The organism is Pseudomonas putida, from assembly GCF_050990305.1.
Taxonomy (GTDB): Bacteria; Pseudomonadota; Gammaproteobacteria; order Pseudomonadales; family Pseudomonadaceae; genus Aquipseudomonas; species Aquipseudomonas putida_AH.
Window position 1 is genome coordinate 6,301,611 of sequence record NZ_CP158817.1, and the last position, 17,936, is coordinate 6,319,546.

At 58.3% G+C, this 17,936-nt stretch carries 16 protein-coding genes; 2 read left to right on the plus strand and 14 right to left on the minus strand.

Going from position 1 to position 17,936, the window contains the following annotated elements; all coding sequences use genetic code 11:
• The 5 genes from ABTV22_RS28690 to ABTV22_RS28710 form a co-directional block, all read right to left on the minus strand.
• On the minus strand, window positions 1–1,098 hold the full coding sequence (locus ABTV22_RS28690) for a polyamine ABC transporter substrate-binding protein (RefSeq protein ID WP_433737706.1): 1,098 nt from the start codon (window positions 1,096–1,098) through the stop codon (window positions 1–3).
• A 241-nt stretch (window positions 1,099–1,339) separates the two neighbouring features.
• Window positions 1,340–2,452 carry a polyamine ABC transporter substrate-binding protein gene (locus tag ABTV22_RS28695; protein ID WP_433737708.1) on the minus strand — a complete coding sequence of 371 codons (1,113 nt, stop codon included), beginning with the start codon at window positions 2,450–2,452 and terminating at the stop codon, window positions 1,340–1,342.
• Between the two features lie 169 nt (window positions 2,453–2,621).
• On the minus strand, window positions 2,622–3,986 hold the full coding sequence (locus tag ABTV22_RS28700) for an aspartate aminotransferase family protein (RefSeq protein WP_433737709.1): 1,365 nt from the start codon (window positions 3,984–3,986) through the stop codon (window positions 2,622–2,624).
• 59 nt (window positions 3,987–4,045) lie between these two features.
• Complete coding sequence (locus ABTV22_RS28705) at window positions 4,046–5,404, minus strand: glutamine synthetase family protein (protein WP_433737710.1); 1,359 nt, start codon at window positions 5,402–5,404, stop codon at window positions 4,046–4,048.
• Between the two features lie 81 nt (window positions 5,405–5,485).
• Complete coding sequence (locus ABTV22_RS28710; RefSeq protein WP_433737711.1) at window positions 5,486–5,803, minus strand: hypothetical protein; 318 nt, start codon at window positions 5,801–5,803, stop codon at window positions 5,486–5,488.
• A gap of 278 nt (window positions 5,804–6,081) precedes the next feature.
• On the opposite strand from ABTV22_RS28710, the gene ABTV22_RS28715 reads away from it, so the two are divergent.
• Both ABTV22_RS28715 and ABTV22_RS28720 read left to right on the plus strand, forming a co-directional pair.
• Window positions 6,082–7,458, plus strand: coding sequence for a glutamine synthetase family protein (locus ABTV22_RS28715; RefSeq protein ID WP_433737712.1), 1,377 nt, complete (start codon window positions 6,082–6,084; stop codon window positions 7,456–7,458).
• A gap of 223 nt (window positions 7,459–7,681) precedes the next feature.
• On the plus strand, window positions 7,682–8,317 hold the full coding sequence (locus tag ABTV22_RS28720; protein ID WP_433737714.1) for a TetR/AcrR family transcriptional regulator: 636 nt from the start codon (window positions 7,682–7,684) through the stop codon (window positions 8,315–8,317).
• 135 nt (window positions 8,318–8,452) lie between these two features.
• On the opposite strand, the gene ABTV22_RS28725 is transcribed toward ABTV22_RS28720, so the two are convergent.
• The 9 genes from ABTV22_RS28725 to ABTV22_RS28765 form a co-directional block, all read right to left on the minus strand.
• Complete coding sequence (locus ABTV22_RS28725; RefSeq protein ID WP_007967989.1) at window positions 8,453–8,668, minus strand: TOBE domain-containing protein; 216 nt, start codon at window positions 8,666–8,668, stop codon at window positions 8,453–8,455.
• Window positions 8,669–8,701: 33 nt separating this feature from the next.
• Window positions 8,702–9,508, minus strand: a complete 807-nt coding sequence (gene ssuB, locus ABTV22_RS28730; protein ID WP_433737715.1) for an aliphatic sulfonates ABC transporter ATP-binding protein — start codon at window positions 9,506–9,508, stop codon at window positions 8,702–8,704.
• Window positions 9,505–10,287 (minus strand): aliphatic sulfonate ABC transporter permease SsuC, encoded by a 783-nt coding sequence (gene ssuC, locus ABTV22_RS28735; RefSeq protein ID WP_433737716.1) that lies wholly within the window; start codon window positions 10,285–10,287, stop codon window positions 9,505–9,507. The genes ssuB and ssuC overlap by 4 nt, the downstream gene beginning before the upstream one ends.
• Window positions 10,288–10,296: 9 nt before the next feature.
• On the minus strand, window positions 10,297–11,445 hold the full coding sequence (gene ssuD / locus ABTV22_RS28740; RefSeq protein ID WP_433737718.1) for an FMNH2-dependent alkanesulfonate monooxygenase: 1,149 nt from the start codon (window positions 11,443–11,445) through the stop codon (window positions 10,297–10,299).
• A 54-nt stretch (window positions 11,446–11,499) separates the two neighbouring features.
• Complete coding sequence (locus ABTV22_RS28745) at window positions 11,500–12,465, minus strand: sulfonate ABC transporter substrate-binding protein (protein WP_433737719.1); 966 nt, start codon at window positions 12,463–12,465, stop codon at window positions 11,500–11,502.
• A 106-nt stretch (window positions 12,466–12,571) separates the two neighbouring features.
• Window positions 12,572–13,165, minus strand: a complete 594-nt coding sequence (gene ssuE / locus ABTV22_RS28750; protein ID WP_433737720.1) for an NADPH-dependent FMN reductase — start codon at window positions 13,163–13,165, stop codon at window positions 12,572–12,574.
• A gap of 298 nt (window positions 13,166–13,463) precedes the next feature.
• Window positions 13,464–14,102, minus strand: a complete 639-nt coding sequence (locus ABTV22_RS28755; protein WP_433737721.1) for a peroxiredoxin — start codon at window positions 14,100–14,102, stop codon at window positions 13,464–13,466.
• A gap of 399 nt (window positions 14,103–14,501) precedes the next feature.
• Window positions 14,502–15,839: an OprD family porin gene (locus tag ABTV22_RS28760; protein WP_433737722.1), complete on the minus strand. Its 1,338-nt coding sequence runs from the start codon at window positions 15,837–15,839 to the stop codon at window positions 14,502–14,504.
• A gap of 444 nt (window positions 15,840–16,283) precedes the next feature.
• Window positions 16,284–17,624 carry an OprD family outer membrane porin gene (locus ABTV22_RS28765; protein WP_433737723.1) on the minus strand — a complete coding sequence of 447 codons (1,341 nt, stop codon included), beginning with the start codon at window positions 17,622–17,624 and terminating at the stop codon, window positions 16,284–16,286.
• Between the last annotated feature and the right edge of the window lie 312 nt (window positions 17,625–17,936).

The following is a 17,936-nucleotide window of genomic DNA, read 5'->3' on the forward strand; positions in this document are numbered from 1 at the left end:
CTATTTGCCCGTCTTGACCGTGGTCCAGCTGCGGGTCATCAAGCGTTGAATGTTTGGCGGCAACTCGACCGACACGTAGGTCTTGTCGAGCACTGCTTGCGGTGGATAAACCGCTTCGTCGGTGCGTATGGACTGTTCCATCAGTTTGTCCGACCCGGGGTTGGGGTTGGCGTAGCCGACGTAATCACTGACCTGGGCAATCACCTCAGGCTTCAGCAAATAGTTGATGAAGGCGTGGGCCTCTTTGACGTTCTTCGAGTCCTTGGGAATCGCCAGCATGTCGAACCAGAGCGCACCACCCTCTTTCGGAATCGAGTAGGCGATGTTCACGCCTTTCTTGGCTTCTTCGGCACGGTGTTTGGCCTGGAAGATGTCGCCGGAGAAACCGATCGCCACGCAGATGTCGCCGTTGGCCAGGTCCGCGATGTATTTGGAGGAGTGGAAGTAGGTCACGTATGGGCGCACCGAGAGCAGTTTTTCAGTGGCCTTTTTGTAATCGTCAGGGTTGGTGCTGTTGGCATTGAGGCCCATGTAGTTGAGCACGGTCGGCATCATTTCATCCGCCGAATCCAGGAACGCCACGCCACAACTGTGCAGCTTCTTGATGTTTTCCGGCTCGAACAGCACGCCCCAGGAATCGATCTTGTCGACACCCAGTACCGCCTTGATTTTGTCGACGTTGTAACCGATGCCATTGGTGCCCCACAGGTACGGCACGGCATAGAGGTTACCCGGGTCGTTCTGCTCCAGACGCTTGAGCAGCACCGGGTCGAGGTTGGAGTAGTTCGTCAGCAGCGACTTGTCGAGCTTCTGGAAAGCGCCAGCCTTGATCTGCTTGCCCAGGAAGTGGTTGGACGGCACGACCACGTCGTAGCCGGTACGCCCGGCCAGCAGCTTGCCTTCCAGGGTTTCGTTGGAATCGAACACGTCGTAGACAGGCTTGATCCCGGTCTCTTTCTGGAAGTCGGCCAGGGTGGTCTCGCCGATATAATCGGACCAGTTATAAATATGCACGGTGCCGGCGGCCTGGACACTGGCGGCAAGCGTCAGTCCGGCGCCGAACAGCATGGCATTGCGCAACAAAGAAGAAATAGGCAAGTGGAGGTCCTCTAAAATTAGTTGGGCCCAAGTTGCCCCGTGTTACATGACAGCCGTGGCTGCATGGCAACAAAACCGGCGCGCAACTTACCCTCGAAAAACCATTCCAGCAAACTTTATAAAGCCCCTTGTAGGAGCGAGCATGCTCGCGATGGTCGCCAACGATAACGCTGGGTGCCTGACACACAGCGGTGTTCTCAGGTTCATCGCGAGCAGGCTCGCTCCTACAGGGTTTTACTTATTACTTACCAGACTTAATGGTGGTCCAGGTGCGAGTCATGATCCGCTGGGTCGCAGCCGGCAAGTCGGCAATTGCGTACAGCTTGGCCAGTACATCAGCTGGTGGATAAACGCCTGGGTCGCTGGTGATGTCTTTGTCCACCAGTGGCGTTGCCGCAGCGTTACCGTTCGGGAAACGCACGGCGTTGGTGATTTCAGCCATGATTTCCGGTTTCTGCAGGAAGGTCATGAACTTGTAGGCGCCTTCGACGTTTTCGGCATCTTTAGGGATGGCGACCATGTCGTAGAAGCTGCCGGCACCTTCTTTCGGAATGTTGTAGCTGACTTTCACCTTGTCACCGGCTTCAGCCGCGCGGGACTTGGCCTGGTACACGTCACCCGAGTAACCCACGGCCACGCAGATGTTGCCGTTGGCAAGGTCGGAGATGTACTTGGACGAGTGGAAGTAAGCGATCGAAGGACGGACCTTCATGATCAGGTCCTGGGCTTTCTTGATGTCTTCCTGCTTCTGGGTGTCGGTCGGCAGGCCCAGGTAGTGCAATGCCACCGGAATCATCTCGGTTGGCGAGTCCAGCAGGCTGATGCCGCAGGATTTCAGCTTGGCAGCGTTTTCAGGCTTGAAGATCAGGTCCCAGGAATCGACTGGAGCATCGGCGCCCAGTGCAGCCTTGACCTTCTCGGCGTTGTAGCCGATGCCGATCGAGCCCCACATGTAAGGGAAAGCGTGTTCGTTGCCCGGGTCGCTGACCGATACGGCCTTGAGCAGGTCAGTGTTCAGGTTTTTCCAGTTAGGCAGCTTGGACTTGTCCAACTTCTGGTAAACGCCGGCCTTGATCTGCTTGGCCAGGAAGTTGTTCGACGGCACGACGATGTCGTAGCCGGACTTGCCTGCCAGCAACTTGGCTTCCAGGGTTTCGTTACTGTCGAAGACGTCGTAGACCACTTTGATGCCGGACTCGTCTTCAAACTTCTTGATGGTGTCCGGAGCGATGTAGTCGGACCAGTTGTAAACGTGCAGCACCTTGTCATCCGCCTGAACCGCACCCGCCATAATGCCCATCAGGGACATGGCGAGGAGGGTCTTGCCAGCAAGCTTTTTACCTAATGCCTTCATGCGTAATGCTCCAAATTTTTCTTTTTTGAACCACATTGTTCAGCGGCCGAGCCCGGTCAACTGGAACCGCGGCTAGTCTGGCAAGATCCGAGGCGGTCTTTCAAGGAAAGGCCGCCCTTTATGGCGACGCTGAGCGAAAGTTTCATGTCTCCCGCTCAGAGCCTAGCACTTAGCCCTTCAATGCACTGAGGGTCAGGTCCAGGCACTTGCGCGCCTTGGCCACCAGCTCATCGATTTCCTCTTTGCTGATCACCAGCGGTGGAGCAATGATCATGGTGTCCCCCACAGCGCGCATGATCAGCCCGTTATCGAAGCAGAACTGCCGGCAGATCATGCCCACGCCCTTGCCTTCATAGCGCTTGCGCGTGGCCTTGTCCTGAACCAGTTCGATGGCCCCCAACAGACCCACACCACGCACTTCGCCCACCAATGGGTGATCGTTCAGCTCGCGCAGACGTTTCTGCAAATACGGTGCCGTTTCCGACTTCACGCGCTCGACAATTTTCTCGTCGCGCAGGATACGGATGTTTTCCAGGCCCACAGCCGCCGCCACCGGGTGACCGGAATAGGTGAAACCGTGGTTGAAGTCGCCGCCCTCGTTCAGCACGGCCACCACCTCGTCACGCACGATCAGGCCACCCATCGGGATGTAACCGGAGGTCAGGCCTTTGGCGATGGTCATCATGTCGGGCTTGAGGTCGTAGAAATCAGTACCGAACCACTCACCGGTACGACCGAAACCGCAAATCACTTCGTCAGCCACGAACAGGATGTCGTACTTGGCAAGGATTTCCTTGATGCGCGGCCAGTAGGTGTCTGGCGGAATGATCACGCCGCCGGCGCCCTGGATCGGCTCGGCAATAAAGGCGCCGACGTTTTCGACACCGACTTCCAGAATCTTCTCTTCCAACTGATTGGCAGCCCAGATACCGAACTCTTCCGGGGTCATGTCGCCGCCTTCGGCGAACCAGTACGGCTGGGCAATGTGGACGATGCCCGGGATCGGCAAGTCGCCCTGTTCGTGCATGTAGGTCATGCCACCCAGGCTCGCGCCGGCCACGGTCGAACCGTGATAGCCGTTCTTGCGGCTGATGATGACTTTCTTGTTCGGCTGGCCCTTGATCGCCCAGTAGTGGCGAACCATACGCAGCATGGTGTCGTTGCCTTCGGAACCGGAACCGGTGAAGAACACATGGTTCATGCCCGCCGGTGCGATGTCGGCGATGGCCTTGGCCAGTTCCAGCACCGGTGGGTGAGCGGTCTGGAAGAACAGGTTGTAGTACGGCAGTTCACGCATTTGCTTGCTGGCAGCATCAGCCAGTTCATCACGACCGTAGCCAATCGCTACACACCACAGACCGGCCATGCCGTCGAGGATCTGGTTGCCCTCGCTGTCCCACAGGTAAACGCCCTTGGCGTTGGTGATGATCCGCGGGCCTTTCTCTTTCAGCTGTTTGAAGTCGCTGAACGGGGCCAGGTGGTGATCGTTGCTCAGGGTTTGCCATTCACGGGTTTGTGGGTTGTTGCTGGTCATTACGAACCTCCTCGGAAATCAGGTGAAAGCGCCGCACAATATCGACGGCGCCCGGCGCATCAGACGGCGAATAGCAGGAACTCCCGTTCCCACGAACTGATGACGCGCTTGAAGTTTTCATGCTCGGCTCGCTTGACCGCGACGTAGCCAGTGATGAAATTTTTGCCCAGGTACTTCTCGATGGTTGCGCTGTTTTCCATGCGATCCAGCGCATCTTCGATGGTCAGCGGCAGGCGCAGGTTGCGGCGTTCATAGCCTCGACCCACGACCGGTGCACTCGGGTTCAGGCCTTCGACCATGCCGATGTAACCGCACAGCAGACTCGCGGCAATCGCCAGGTACGGGTTGGCATCGGCGCCCGGCAGGCGGTTTTCCACCCGGCGGTTTTGCGGGCCGGCATCCGGAACCCGCAGGCCCACGGTGCGGTTTTCTTCGCCCCACTCCACGTTCACTGGCGCCGAGGTGTCCGGCAGGAAGCGACGAAACGAGTTCACGTTCGGGGCGAACAGCGGCAACAACTCGGGAATCAGTTTCTGCAGGCCACCGATGTGCTGCAAAAACAGCTGGCTCATGGTCCCGTCTTCATTGGAGAAGATGTTCTTGCCGGTCTCGATGTCGATGATGCTCTGGTGCAAGTGCATGGCACTGCCGGGCTCGCCGGTCATCGGCTTGGCCATGAAGGTCGCGGCCACGTCGTGCTTGAGCGCGGCTTCGCGCATGGTGCGCTTGAACACCAGGATCTGGTCGGCCAGGGACAGGGCGTCGCCGTGACGGAAGTTGATTTCCATCTGTGCGGTGCCGTCCTCGTGGATCAGCGTGTCGAGGTCCAGCTCCTGCAATTCGCACCAGTCGTAGACGTCTTCGAACAACGGATCGAATTCGTTCGCCGCTTCGATGGAGAACGACTGACGACCGATTTCCGGGCGGCCAGAGCGGCCGATCGGTGGTTGCAGCGGATAGTCAGGGTCGTCACTGCGCTTGGTCAGGTAGAACTCCATTTCCGGCGCCACGATCGGCTGCCAGCCCTTGTCGGCATAGAGTTTCAGGACTTTCTTGAGGACGTTGCGCGGCGACAACTCGATCGGGTTGCCCTGCTTGTCGTAGGAATCGTGGATGACGATGGCGGTCGGCTCGATGGCCCACGGCACCAGGTACACCGCGCTCTGGTCGGGACGGCAGATCATGTCGATATCGGCCGGGTCGAGCAGTTCGTAATAGATGTCGTCTTCGACGTAATCGCCGGTCACAGTCTGCAACAGCACGCTTTCTGGCAGACGCATGCCTTTTTCAGCGATGAATTTGTTGGTCGGCGAAATCTTGCCCCGGGTAATCCCGGTCAAGTCGGCGATCATGCATTCGACTTCTGTGATCTTGTGGCTTTTCAGCCAATCGGTGAGCTGGTCGAGGTTGTTACTCATAAATGCCTCTAGGCTTTGAGTTTCCTGACGCTTGCGCCTCAGGCGGTGTTTGACGCATCGGCGTCGCGTTGTAATGCATGTCTACGACAGACTATCGAGCTTTGCGGACACCTTGTTAAACGCCGGGCGTGCAGAATCGCGAGCGGTACTCTGCACGATGGCTGAGCCACTATTGTGAATCGGTTCTATATTGAATGGAGTAACCGTAATGGGTGTGCCATCGATGCCGTCCAGAATAACGGACGGGGAGGCGCGATCTGCCAGGAAAGCATGGGTCACCGACAGGCCGGAAGCCTTTGGAGCTGCGGCGCTGGCGTCAATGTCGCCACTGATGTGACAAGCATGCAGGCCGTCCTGCCTAGAGCAGACGGTGACGCCGATTATCGGCAGGCGAGACATGAAGCACCCCGGTATTATTGCTGTTATGGGTTTGATTCGAGCTTAGCCTTGTTCATTTTTTTACACAACACCCCCGTAAAAAATACAACACGGCCTGCTCAAGCCCGCGGGTGCTGCGTCCTCCAAGGACATAAAAACGCCCCAAACTGCCCCATAAAAGCCTTCACGGCGCTTTTTTAGGGCACAAAAGGCCTCGCTTGACTTCGGCAGGCCGTTCGGGTTGACTGAAACCTGAAAAGATCAATGATTGATATTTTTAACAACAAAGGTGTTGCATCATGTCGGTACCCCCGCGTGCCGTTCAGCTTAACGAAGCGAACGCGTTCCTTAAGGAACATCCTGAGGTTCTGTACGTTGACCTTCTGATTGCGGATATGAATGGTGTGGTGCGCGGCAAGCGCATCGAACGCACCAGCCTCCACAAGGTTTACGAGAAAGGCATCAACCTGCCGGCCTCTCTATTTGCTCTGGATATCAATGGTTCGACGGTGGAAAGCACCGGCCTGGGCCTGGACATCGGTGATGCTGACCGAATCTGCTATCCAATCCCCGATACCCTGTGCAACGAGCCATGGCAGAAGCGCCCAACCGCGCAACTGCTGATGACCATGCACGAACTCGAAGGTGATCCTTTCTTCGCCGACCCGCGCGAAGTTCTGCGACAAGTCGTGACCAAGTTCGACGAGCTGGGCCTGACCATCTGCGCCGCGTTCGAACTGGAGTTCTACCTGATCGACCAGGAGAACGTGAACGGTCGTCCGCAACCGCCGCGCTCGCCGATATCCGGTAAACGCCCGCACTCGACTCAGGTCTACCTGATCGACGATCTCGACGAATACGTCGACTGCCTCCAGGACATTCTGGAAGGCGCCAAAGAGCAAGGCATCCCGGCCGACGCCATCGTCAAGGAAAGCGCCCCGGCGCAGTTCGAAGTGAACCTGCACCACGTGGCCGATCCGATCAAGGCCTGCGACTATGCGGTTCTGCTCAAGCGTCTGATCAAGAACATCGCCTACGACCATGAAATGGACACCACCTTCATGGCCAAGCCTTACCCAGGCCAGGCGGGTAACGGTCTGCACGTCCACATCTCGGTGCTCGACAAAGACGGCAAGAATATTTTTGCCAGCGAGGATCCCGAGCAGAACGCCGCGCTGCGTCACGCGATCGGCGGTGTGCTCGAGACCCTACCGGCACAGATGGCTTTCCTCTGCCCGAACGTTAACTCCTACCGTCGTTTCGGTGCACAGTTCTACGTGCCGAACTCGCCGAGCTGGGGCCTGGACAACCGCACCGTAGCCCTGCGCGTACCGACCGGCTCCGCCGACGCAGTACGTCTGGAACACCGTGTGGCCGGCGCCGATGCCAACCCGTACCTGCTGATGGCTTCGGTCCTGGCTGGTGTGCACCATGGCTTGGTCAACAAGATCGAACCGGGCGCTCCGGTGGAAGGCAACAGCTACGAGCAGAACGAGCAAAGCCTGCCGAACAACCTGCGCGATGCATTGCGTGAGCTGGACGACAGCGAAGTCATGGCCAAGTACATCGATCCGAAATACATCGATATCTTCGTCGCGTGCAAAGAGAGCGAGTTGGAGGAGTTCGAACACTCCATCTCCGACCTCGAGTACAACTGGTATCTGCATACCGTTTAAGCGGTTGCAGTAAAAAGAACGCCGCCGGCCTCACAGCCTGCGGCGTTTTTTTATGGCCGCCTGCGGCGGTTCGCTGGCAAGCCAGCTCCCACAGGGATCTATGGTGGACGAGAGAACCGAGCACGACACGAAACCTGTGGGAGCTGGCTTGCCAGCGATGGCGTCTTGGCAGACAACATCGAACCCTGCTCGTACAATGCCCCCTGCCCCGCAGGAGACTCCCATGACGCGCACCGCCAGCCCCCGCAAACCCCGCGCAGCCAGCCAGGCCCGGATCGACTCGATACTCGATGCGGCGCGTACGCTGCTGGCGACCGAGGGCGTGGCCAGTCTGTCGATCTACAGTGTCGCCGAACGCGCGGACATCCCACCCTCCTCCGTCTACCATTTTTTCGCCAGCGTACCGGCCCTGCTTGAAGCCTTGACCGCCGACGTCCACGCCGCCTTCCGTGCCTGCTTGCAAGCGCCCATCGACCATGAAGCACTCAACAGCTGGCGCGACCTCTCGCGCCTGGTGGAACAGCGCATGCTGGCGATCTATGGCGAAGACGCCGCCGCCCGCCAACTGATCCTCGCACAACATGGCCTGACCGAAGTCACCCAGGCCGACCGCCAGCACGACATTGAACTGGGCGACTTGATGCACAAACTGTTCGATCACCACTTCGAACTGCCCAAGTTGCCGGACGACGTCGATGTGTTTGCCCTGGCCATGGAGCTGGGAGATCGGGTGTATGCGCGCTCGGTGCAGCAACATGGGCAGATCACCCCGCGCATGGCCGAGGAAGGGATGCGGGTGTTTGATGCGTATCTGGGGCTTTATTTGCCGCCTTACCTGCCAAAGCGCAGCGCACTTTAAAAGATCGCAGCCTTCGGCAGCTCCTACAGAAGCGCGCACTCCTTTGTAGGAGCTGCCGAAGGCTGCGATCTTTTGATCTTCATAAAAAAACCCCGAAGGGCTCAAACCCTTCGGGGTTGTCGTTTACGCACGACCTTACAACTTGGCGATCGACACCTCGGTGGATTTCACGAAGGCGATCACTTCGCTGCCCACCGCCAGTTCCAGCTCTTTCACCGAGCGAGTCGTGATCACCGAGGTGACGATGCCGGAAGCGGTTTGCACGTCGATTTCCGACAGTACGTCGCCCAGGACGATTTCCTTGATGGAGCCTTTGAACTGGTTGCGTACGTTGATGGCTTTGATAGTCATGATGTTGATTCCTGTCGTTGGATAAGGCTGGAGTTATTGCGCCCAACGCAACTGCGTAGGCAAGGGTGAAACGGGTTCCGGTTCCGGCGGTTGGCCGGGAAGCGATAGCACGCGGTTGAGGACTTCGGTTTCCAGCGCCGCCAGCCGATGGGAGCCACGAACCCGAGGGCGCGGCAGTTCCACGTGCAGGTCGAGGCCGACTTCACCGTCTTCGATCAGGATCACCCGATCGGCAATCGCCACCGCTTCACTGACGTCGTGGGTCACCAGCAACACCGTAAAGCCGTGCTGCTGCCAGAGCCGTTCGATCAGTTGCTGCATTTCGATGCGGGTCAGCGCATCCAGCGCGCCCAAAGGTTCGTCGAGCAACAGCAGGCGCGGTTGATGGATCAATGCGCGAGCCAGCGCCACGCGTTGCTTCTGCCCACCGGACAGCGCTGCCGGCCACTCGTTGGCGCGATCCGCCAGGCCGACGGCTTCCAGGGCTTGAAGTGCCTGTGGCCGCCAGTCGCCCTTGAGCCCCAGGCCCACGTTGTCGATGATCTTTTTCCATGGCAGCAAACGCGCCTCCTGAAACATCAGTCGCGTGTCTTCCCGTGCCTCGCTCAGTGCCGCGGAACCGGCCAGCAACTGACCGCCCGTGGGCTGGTCGAGCCCGGCCAGCAAGCGCAGCAAGGTGCTTTTGCCGCAGCCACTGCGACCGACCACCGCGACGAACTGACCCGCCGGAATGTGCAGGTCGATCTCACGCAGCACCTGCCGCGCGCCAAAGGTTTTTTGCAGCTTGCGCACCGCCAGCGGAATCCCGCGTAGCAGGCGTGGAGGTTGTTGAGCCGTCATGCGGCACCTCCCTTGGCCACTTGATAAGCCGGATGCCACCGCAGCCAAACACGTTCAAGTCCACGGGCCGCAAGGTCGGCCAGTTTGCCGAGCACCGCGTACATCAGAATCGCCAGCACCACCACGTCGGTCTGCAGGAACTCACGGGCGTTCATCGCCAAGTAGCCGATGCCGGAACTCGCGGAAATGGTTTCGGCGACGATCAGGGTCAACCACATAAAACCCAGGGCGAAGCGCACGCCGACCAGAATCGAAGGCAGCGCGCCCGGCAGAATCACTTGGCGGAACAGGCTGAAACCGGACAAACCGTAGCTGCGGGACATTTCCACCAGCGCCGGGTCGACGTTGCGGATGCCGTGATAGGTGTTGAGGTAGATCGGGAACAAGGTGCCCAGCGCCACCAGGAAAATCTTCGCCGACTCGTCGATGCCGAACCACAAGATCACCAGAGGAATCAGCGCCAGGTGCGGCACGTTACGGATCATCTGCACCGAGCTGTCGAGCAGGCGCTCGCCCCATTTCGACAGGCCGGTGATGAAGCCCAGGGTCAGACCGATACTGCCGCCGATGGCGAAGCCCAGCGCGGCGCGCCAGCCACTGATGGCCAGGTGCGTCCAGATTTCGCCGCTGCGTACCAGGCTCACGCCGGCTTCGATCACGGCGATGGGCGCCGGCAGAATCCGCGTCGACAACCAGCCCGCCGACACCGACAACTGCCACACCGCCAACAGCAACACCGGCAACGCCCAGGGCGCGAGGCTGTGGATGATTTTCTTCATGGCGGCGCCTCAGCTCTGGGACGCGGCTTTGGGAAGAATATCGTTGGCCACCATCTCGCCGAACGGGCTGACGTAACCGGCGCTTTTCGGCAGCTCCGGACGCTCGATATCCAGGTGCGGGAACAACAGTTCGGCAACCCGATACGACTCTTCCAGGTGTGGATAACCGGAGAAGATGAAGGTGTCGATGCCCAGGTCCGCGTATTCCTTCACGCGGGCGGCCACGGTCGGACCATCGCCCACCAGCGCCGTGCCGGCACCGCCGCGCACCAGGCCGACACCGGCCCACAAGTTGGGGCTGACTTCCAGATTGTCGCGACTGCCACCGTGCAGCGCTGCCATGCGTTGCTGACCCACTGAATCGAAACGCGCCAGGGAAGCCTGGGCCCGAGCGATGGTGTCGTCGTCCAGGTGCGAGATCAGGCGATCCGCCGCTTGCCAGGCTTCGGCGTTGGTTTCGCGCACGATCACATGCAGACGAATACCGAAGCGCACGGTGCGCCCCAGCTTGGCGGCTTTGGCGCGCACCTGCTCGATCTTCTCGGCGACGGCGGCCGGTGGCTCGCCCCAGGTCAGGACCATTTCCACCTGCTCGGCCGCCAGGTCCTGCGCCGCTTCCGACGAGCCGCCGAAGTACAGCGGTGGACGTGGTTGCTGGATCGGCGGGTAGAGCAGCTTGGCGCCTTTCACGCTGATGTGCTGACCGTCGTAATCGACGGTCTCGCCTTCCAGCACTCGACGCCAGATGCGGGTGAACTCGACCGAAGCCTGATAACGCTCTTCGTGGCTCAGGAACAGACCGTCGCCCTCCAACTCTTCCGGATCGCCTCCCGTCACCAGGTTGAACAGCGCCCGCCCACCGGACAAACGATCCAGGGTGGCAGCCTGACGCGCCGCCACCGTCGGGGAAATGATCCCGGGGCGCAGGGCGACAAGGAATTTCAAACGCTGGGTCACCGGAATCAGCGACGCTGCCACCAGCCACGAGTCTTCGCAGGAGCGACCGGTCGGGATCAACACCCCGCCAAAACCCAGGCGATCCGCCGCTTGCGCGACTTGCTGCAGGTAGCCGTGGTCGACGGCACGGGCGCCTTCGGCGGTGCCAAGGTAATGGCCGTCGCCGTGGGTAGGCAGGAACCAGAAGATATTGAGGCTCATGGAGTGGTCTCCTTGGGGAATCTATTGATGTGGCTTTGGTTTTTGAGCTCTTGGTTATTGAGCTTTGGCAACGGCCGCCGGTGGCGTCCAGATCACGTCTTTGATGCTCAGCGGCTTGGGAATCAGCTTGAGCTGGTAGAAGCTGTCAGCGATTTTTTGCTGCGCGGCGACCACCTCAGGCGTAAGGAACAGCGCGCCGTAGCCTTGGCGTTTCACCGAGGTCAGGGTGATGTCCGCCGGCAGGCCGAGCAGTGGCGAGACCTGTTGGGTCACGTCTTGCGGATTGGCCTTGGACCATTCACCGACCGCGCGCACTTCTTCCACCAGGGTCTTGATCACCTCTGGGTTCTTTTGTGCGTAAGGCTTGGTCGCCAGGTAGAACTGATGGTTGTCGACGATGCCCTGGCCATCGCGCAGGGTGCGCGCTTGCAGTTGCTGTTCAGCGGCAGCCTGGTACGGGTCCCAGATGACCCAAGCGTCGACGCTGCCACGCTCGAACGCGGCGCGGGCATCGGCCGGAGGCAGGAAGACGGTCTGGATATCGGTGTACTTGAGCCCGGCGTCTTGCAGTGCGCGCACCAGCAGGTAGTGCACGTTGGAGCCTTTGTTCAGGGCGACTTTCTTGCCCTTGAGTTCGGCCACCGATTTGATCGGCGAGTCTTTCGGCACCAGGATCGCTTCGCTGTGGGGTGCTGGCGGTTCGTAAGCAACGTAGAGCAGATCGGCGCCCGCGGCTTGAGCAAATACCGGTGGTGTTTCGCCGGTCACGCCGAAGTCGATGGAGCCGACGTTCAAGCCTTCGAGCAGCTGCGGGCCGCCGGGGAACTCAGTCCATTGCACGTCCACGCCTTGGGCGGCGAGGCGTTTTTCCAGGGTGCTTTTGGCTTTGAGCAGCACCAGGGTGCCGTATTTCTGATAGCCGATTCGCAGAGTCTCGGCCTGAGCTTGAGTAATGGCGCCGAAGGTAACAGCCGCAGCAAACAGAGCGACCAGACCACGACGCAAAATGACAGGGCGCATGGCGCTCTCCTTTTTGCAGTTGGGTTGTGGCTGCACCTGCTTGCCCGTTGGCGGGCGAGTAAGGCCAGTACTTCAAATTTCGGATAGGACTTGTTTCGGGTAGCGCTTAAATGCTCCAGCGAGCACTCAACAAACGGTCATTCAACAGGTTCGGATCGAGCGGTTTGGGCCGTCGCGCCATGGCGCTGAAAAACAGCTCCAGCGATTCAGTCAGTCGTTGCTCAAGCTCCGGCGCCAGTTGCGCCTGAGCGCTGCCTTCGCCGTAAGCGATCTGGCTGTCGACCGCAAAAATCCCCTGCAGCAGTTCCTGCGCCTTGAGCGCCGACAGGACCGGTTTGAGCGCGTAATCCACCGCCAGCATGTGAGCGATGCTGCCTCCCGTCGCCATCGGCAGCACCACCTTGTGGCTCAGGGCGCGTTCGGGCAGCAGGTCCAGCACGGTTTTCAGCGCACCGGAAAAAGAGGCCTTGTACACCGGCGTGGCGATCAGCAAGCCATCGGCGTTTTCAATCTGTTGCAGCAGGTCGATCACCTTCGGGCTGTCGAAGCGCGCATGCAGCAAGTCTTCGGCCGGGAAGTCCCGTACCTGGTAACTCACCACCTCCACGCCCTGCCCTTGCAACCAACCTTTGGAGCGCTCCAGCAGCACCCCGGAACGGGAGCGTTGGCTGGGACTGCCACCGAGTGAGACAACCAACATTCAGACGATTCCTTGAACGGTGTTGGCGATTCGCGGTTTGCGATCTCGCTTCGATGGAGTGACCTTAACAGGGGATTTATATATCCATAAATCATATTTATTCATTTGGTTATTCGATATGGAGATATATGAAAGACATTTTCCAGGCCATAAAAAAAGGCCGTCGAAACGGCCTGAAATTCCCCTGCATTGAGATCGGGTAGGAGCCGGCTTGCTGGCGATCGCGGTGTGCCAGGCGACATCAATATCGATTGTTACGCCGCCATCGCCAGCAAGCCGGCTCCTACGAAGGGTGATATCAGCGGTTGGGCTGTGGGGTCAGGCGTAGATAGGGCCTGACGGCGCGATAGCCCTTGGGAAAGCGCTGTTTGATTTCCTCTTCATCCTTGAGCGACGGCACGATCACCACGTCATCACCGTCTTGCCAGTTAGCCGGGGTGGCGACCTTGTGGTTGTCGGTGAGTTGCAGCGAATCGATCACCCGCAGGATTTCATTGAAGTTGCGGCCGGTACTGGCCGGGTAGGTGATGGTCAGCCGGACCTTTTTGTTCGGATCGATCACGAACAGCGAACGCACCGTCAGGGTGTCGTTGGCGTTGGGATGGATCAGGTCGTAGAGGTCCGAGACCTTGCGGTCGGCATCGTCGAGGATCGGGAAGTTAACGACCGTGTTCTGGGTTTCGTTGATGTCCTCGATCCATCGGTGGTGCGAGTCCACCGGGTCGACGGACAGCGCGATGGCCTTGACCCCGCGCTTGGCGAATTCGTCTTTCAGTTTGGCGGTCAAGCCCAGCTCGGTGGTGCACACCGGTGTGAAGTCAGCGGGATGGGAAAACAGCACGCCCCAGCTATCGCCCAGCCACTGGTGGAAACGAATGGTACCGGCGCTGGAATCCTGTTCGAAATCGGGGGCAATGTCGCCCAGTCTGATGCTCATGGTGCGGCTCCTGGTGAGTGCTGGTTGAGCTCAACTGTGCCTGTGTTTTTTATCTACTTAAAAGAATAAATATCGATTTATTTAGATCTAAAAGAAATATTAAACATCTGTTCACTGGACGTGGTCAGCCATCACGCCGAACATCGCCAACGAGGTTCGAGAAGGCCTTGAGTTGCTGTAAAAAAGGGGGATTTCAAGGCGGGATTACGGGGGTGACTCCGCTTTGAAAGCGCAAAAGCCCCGCCCGGCGTGATGCCGGGCGGGGCTTTTTTGCGTCAGTCACTGAGGCTGTCTGTAGGAGCTGCCGAAGGCTGCGATCTTTTGATTTTAAAAAACAAGATCAAAAGATCGCAGCCTCGCTGCGCTCGACAGCTCCTACAAGGCCCCTACACGCTGTTGTTACAGCAGCGGGATCGAGTAGCTGACGACCAGGCGGTTTTCGTCCTGGGAGCGGGTGTTCGGCAGGTCGGTGCGCCACATGGCGTTTTTCCACATCAGGCCGAGGTTTTTCAGTGCGCCCGACTGGACGACGTAGCCCAGGGTCAGGTCGCGTTCCCATTCGGAAGCGCCGTTGGCGGCTTGACGACCGGCAGCGTTGACGGTGTCGATATCATCGCCGTGCAGGTAAACCGCAGCCGCTGTCAGGCCCGGTACGCCAACCTTGGCGAAATCGAACGAGTAGCGTGCTTGCCAGGTTTTCTCGCCGGCACGGGCGAACTTCTGAATTTGCGAGTCAGTGATGATGTAGGCCGACGAACCATCACCCTGGTTCAGCCACGGGAAGTCGCTGTTGCCGTTACTGACCTGGTAACCACCACCGAAGGTGTGACCTTCAACGGTGTACAGGAACAGGCCGCTGTACAGGTTGTTGTCGACTTTGCCTTTACCGTTTTTTACACCGCTGTAGTTGCCGGTGCTGAAGTAAAGCGGGTCGTGACCGTTTGCACCGTCGTCGGTGCTGTTGAAATAACGGAAGTCCGACTTCAACACGCCAGGGCCAATTGCCCAGTTGTGCACCAGACCCAGGAAGTGTTGCTTGTAGAATTCTTCCAGGTTGCCGTAGTAGTACTGGGCAGTGAGGTCCTTGGTGAGTTTGTAATCACCACCGGCGTAGATGAACTTGTTGCTGTTGATCGTGCGTGGGGAGGCACCGTTGATCGACAGCTGCTCATTGTTGCTGGAGTTACGGCCTTTTACGTGTTCGATCTGACCGCCAGTCAGTGTCAGGTCCTTGATATCACCCGAAGTGATCTGACCGCCTTCCCATGTTTGCGGCAACAGACGACCATCGTTGGTCACGATCACCGGCAGTTTTGGCTGCAGGGTGCCCAGCTTCAGTTCGGTCTGGGAGATCTTGGCTTTGGCCGTCAGACCCAGGCTGGAGAAGTTATCCACCGCTTCGCCGTTGGACTTGCTTGGGAAAACAGTGCCGCCGTAGGAAGTCGCCGTGGCACCGTTGGTGCCGCCACCCGAATCCAGTTTCACGCCCAACAGGCCGATCGCATCAATACCGAAGCCCACTGTGCCTTGGGTATAACCGGAAGTGAAACGCAGGTCGAAGCCTTGGCCCCATTCTTCGTTTTTGTTCGGCTTGGCACTACCGTCACGGTAGTCCTGGTTGATGTAGAAGTTACGCAGCCCCAAAGTGGCCTTGCTGTCTTCGATGAAACCGGCGGCGCTTGCCTGCTGCGCCATAATCCCTACGGCCACAGCCAGGGACAAGGTGGACTTGTTCATTGTTTCGCTCCTATCGTTTTCTAATTCTTTTAATGCGGTCCAGGGTCTGATGCCCCGGATCCTTGACTTGCGTGATGAGTGCCAGCCGCGCCGCTCTACGACGCGGGTCTGACCACCATTATTTGGGCCGCGCAGGATACCTGTACATAAATCCGAAAAGAATCAGATTTGTCTTATTTATATCGCTATGGAATATAGATAGGCACAAGTCCTCCGGGCAGGCATGGGGTATCGGCGTAAAAACCGATTCCTTAAGCTGGGGTTATCGGAGGGTGAATGTGGAACGCGGTAATGCGGGGCCTGTTAGTCAGGTGGGGCTACTTTAGGCGGTTACGCTAAAATCTAAAAAGAATAAAAAATAATCATGAGCAAATTTTTTAGAATATAAAACCTGACCCGAAAAAAAGCCTCGTGCGAAGACGAGGCTTTTTTGACGACTACGACTTACATGAAGCTGTAGGTGTAGTTGAAGATCAGACGGGTTTGGTCTTCATCGAGAGTACTGGTGTTGCCACGATACATACCGTGACGCAGCGTGGTGCCGAACCCTTTGAGCAGGCCGGTTTGAATCACGTAGTCCACACGCAGGTCGGTCTCGCGCTCGTTCAGGTCATCACCCACGCCGTTGGTGGCCTTGATGTCCCGACCGTACAAGTAAGCTGCCGAAGCTTTCAAGCCTGGCACACCCAATGAGGCGAAGTCATAGGAGTACTGACCGTACGTGGTGTTTTCACCGGCACGGATAAAGCTACCCACGGTGGCATCGGTGAAGGAGTAGAAGCTGGCGCCGCCGGCACCTTCCTGGCGACCCTTGCTATCGATAAGGCTGCCCTGGTTCAGGAAAACGAAGCCGCCGTCATCGTTAACACGCTGATGTCCGAGCAGGAATGCACTGCCGCCCAGGGTGTAGGTGAACGTGGCGCTCCAGGTCTTGTTATCGACCTCGCCCGGGGTCTTGGCAAAGCCGTTGTTGTTATTGAAGCGGAAGCCCGGATCGCCGTTCTTGCCGTCGGAGGTGCTGTCGAAGTAACGCAGGTCGGTCTTGAAGGACTGGTTGCTGTCGATCGGGTAGACGTGCACCAGGCCGAAGAAGTTCTGCTTGTAGTAGTCTTCCAGGTTCGCAAAGTAGTACTGCAGCAACAGGTCCTTGGTGACCTTCCAGTCAGCACCGGCGTAACGGAACTGGTTGCTGTCTTGAGTACCGCCGTTTACGGCCATGCCAGTTCTGTTGGAGGATGCGCGACCTGCCGCATGTTCCAGCTGACCCAAGTTGAAGGTCACATTGTCGATTTCCTTCGAGGTGATGGTGCCACCGTCGAAGGTTTGTGGCAGCAGACGGCTGTCGTTCGAGATCAGGATTGGCAGGGTTGGCGCCAATGCGCCACCAATGTGGGCTTCAGTCTTCGAGAAACGAGCCTTGACGTTGGCAGCTGCACGACTCCACTCGTCGGCGGCCTCATTGCCATCGCTAGGGAAGAACGAGTTGCTGTTCCCGACCGGGTGATGGCCCTTGCCACCATCCAGGTGGATGCCTACCAGCGCTTGGGCGTCGATACCGAAGCCGACAGTACCCTGAGTGAAGCCGGACAGGTAATCGAGCTTCAGGCCTTCAGCGGTCTCACGCTGCCGGTTGGCTGCGGTACCGGGGCCTTCACGCTTATCCGAATCGTAATACATGGTGCGTGAACTGATAGACGCCTTGCTGTCGTCGATGAAACCCGCGGCGCCTGCCTGCTGCGCCATAACGCCTACGGCCACGGCCACAGCCAAGGTCGACTTGTTCATTGTTTAACTCCTCTCGTCTCTAATTCTTGTAGTCCTGGCCCCGGATCAGTTGCCCGGAGTCCTAAGATGTGCGATTAGCGCCAGAGCGTGACTCACTAGTCAATCGTAACTATATGTGTCTACGACCATAGTCTAATCTGCGGTTTTTTGGTCCCTGCCGGTCATGATTTCTTCATAAATCTGAAAAGTAAGGATGGATTCTTTTCTCATACCGTTTAGGAATTTCGCTCACTGTTTGCCTTCCCACAGGCTAGAGCGGCTGGCTCATAAGCTAATTTCTAAATGGTATTTATTAGTCGTTTTTTAGATCGA

Bases quoted from the DNA above. Each gene is read 5' to 3' on its own strand.
- ABTV22_RS28765 (WP_433737723.1), bottom strand. From the start codon at position 17,624: ATGAACAAGTCGACCTTGGCTGTGGCCGTGGCCGTAGGCGTTATGGCG.
- ABTV22_RS28755 (WP_433737721.1), bottom strand. From the start codon at position 14,102: ATGAGCATCAGACTGGGCGACATTGCCCCCGATTTCGAACAGGATTCC.
- ssuB (WP_433737715.1), bottom strand. From the start codon at position 9,508: ATGACGGCTCAACAACCTCCACGCCTGCTACGCGGGATTCCGCTGGCG.
- ABTV22_RS28695 (WP_433737708.1), bottom strand. From the start codon at position 2,452: ATGAAGGCATTAGGTAAAAAGCTTGCTGGCAAGACCCTCCTCGCCATG.
- ssuC (WP_433737716.1), bottom strand. From the start codon at position 10,287: ATGAAGAAAATCATCCACAGCCTCGCGCCCTGGGCGTTGCCGGTGTTG.
- ABTV22_RS28725 (WP_007967989.1), bottom strand. From the start codon at position 8,668: ATGACTATCAAAGCCATCAACGTACGCAACCAGTTCAAAGGCTCCATC.
- ABTV22_RS28700 (WP_433737709.1), bottom strand. From the start codon at position 3,986: ATGACCAGCAACAACCCACAAACCCGTGAATGGCAAACCCTGAGCAAC.
- ssuD (WP_433737718.1), bottom strand. From the start codon at position 11,445: ATGAGCCTCAATATCTTCTGGTTCCTGCCTACCCACGGCGACGGCCAT.
- ABTV22_RS28760 (WP_433737722.1), bottom strand. From the start codon at position 15,839: ATGAACAAGTCCACCTTGTCCCTGGCTGTGGCCGTAGGGATTATGGCG.
- ABTV22_RS28745 (WP_433737719.1), bottom strand. From the start codon at position 12,465: ATGCGCCCTGTCATTTTGCGTCGTGGTCTGGTCGCTCTGTTTGCTGCG.
- ABTV22_RS28705 (WP_433737710.1), bottom strand. From the start codon at position 5,404: ATGAGTAACAACCTCGACCAGCTCACCGATTGGCTGAAAAGCCACAAG.
- ABTV22_RS28710 (WP_433737711.1), bottom strand. From the start codon at position 5,803: ATGTCTCGCCTGCCGATAATCGGCGTCACCGTCTGCTCTAGGCAGGAC.
- ssuE (WP_433737720.1), bottom strand. From the start codon at position 13,165: ATGTTGGTTGTCTCACTCGGTGGCAGTCCCAGCCAACGCTCCCGTTCC.
- ABTV22_RS28715 (WP_433737712.1), top strand. From the start codon at position 6,082: ATGTCGGTACCCCCGCGTGCCGTTCAGCTTAACGAAGCGAACGCGTTC.
- ABTV22_RS28720 (WP_433737714.1), top strand. From the start codon at position 7,682: ATGACGCGCACCGCCAGCCCCCGCAAACCCCGCGCAGCCAGCCAGGCC.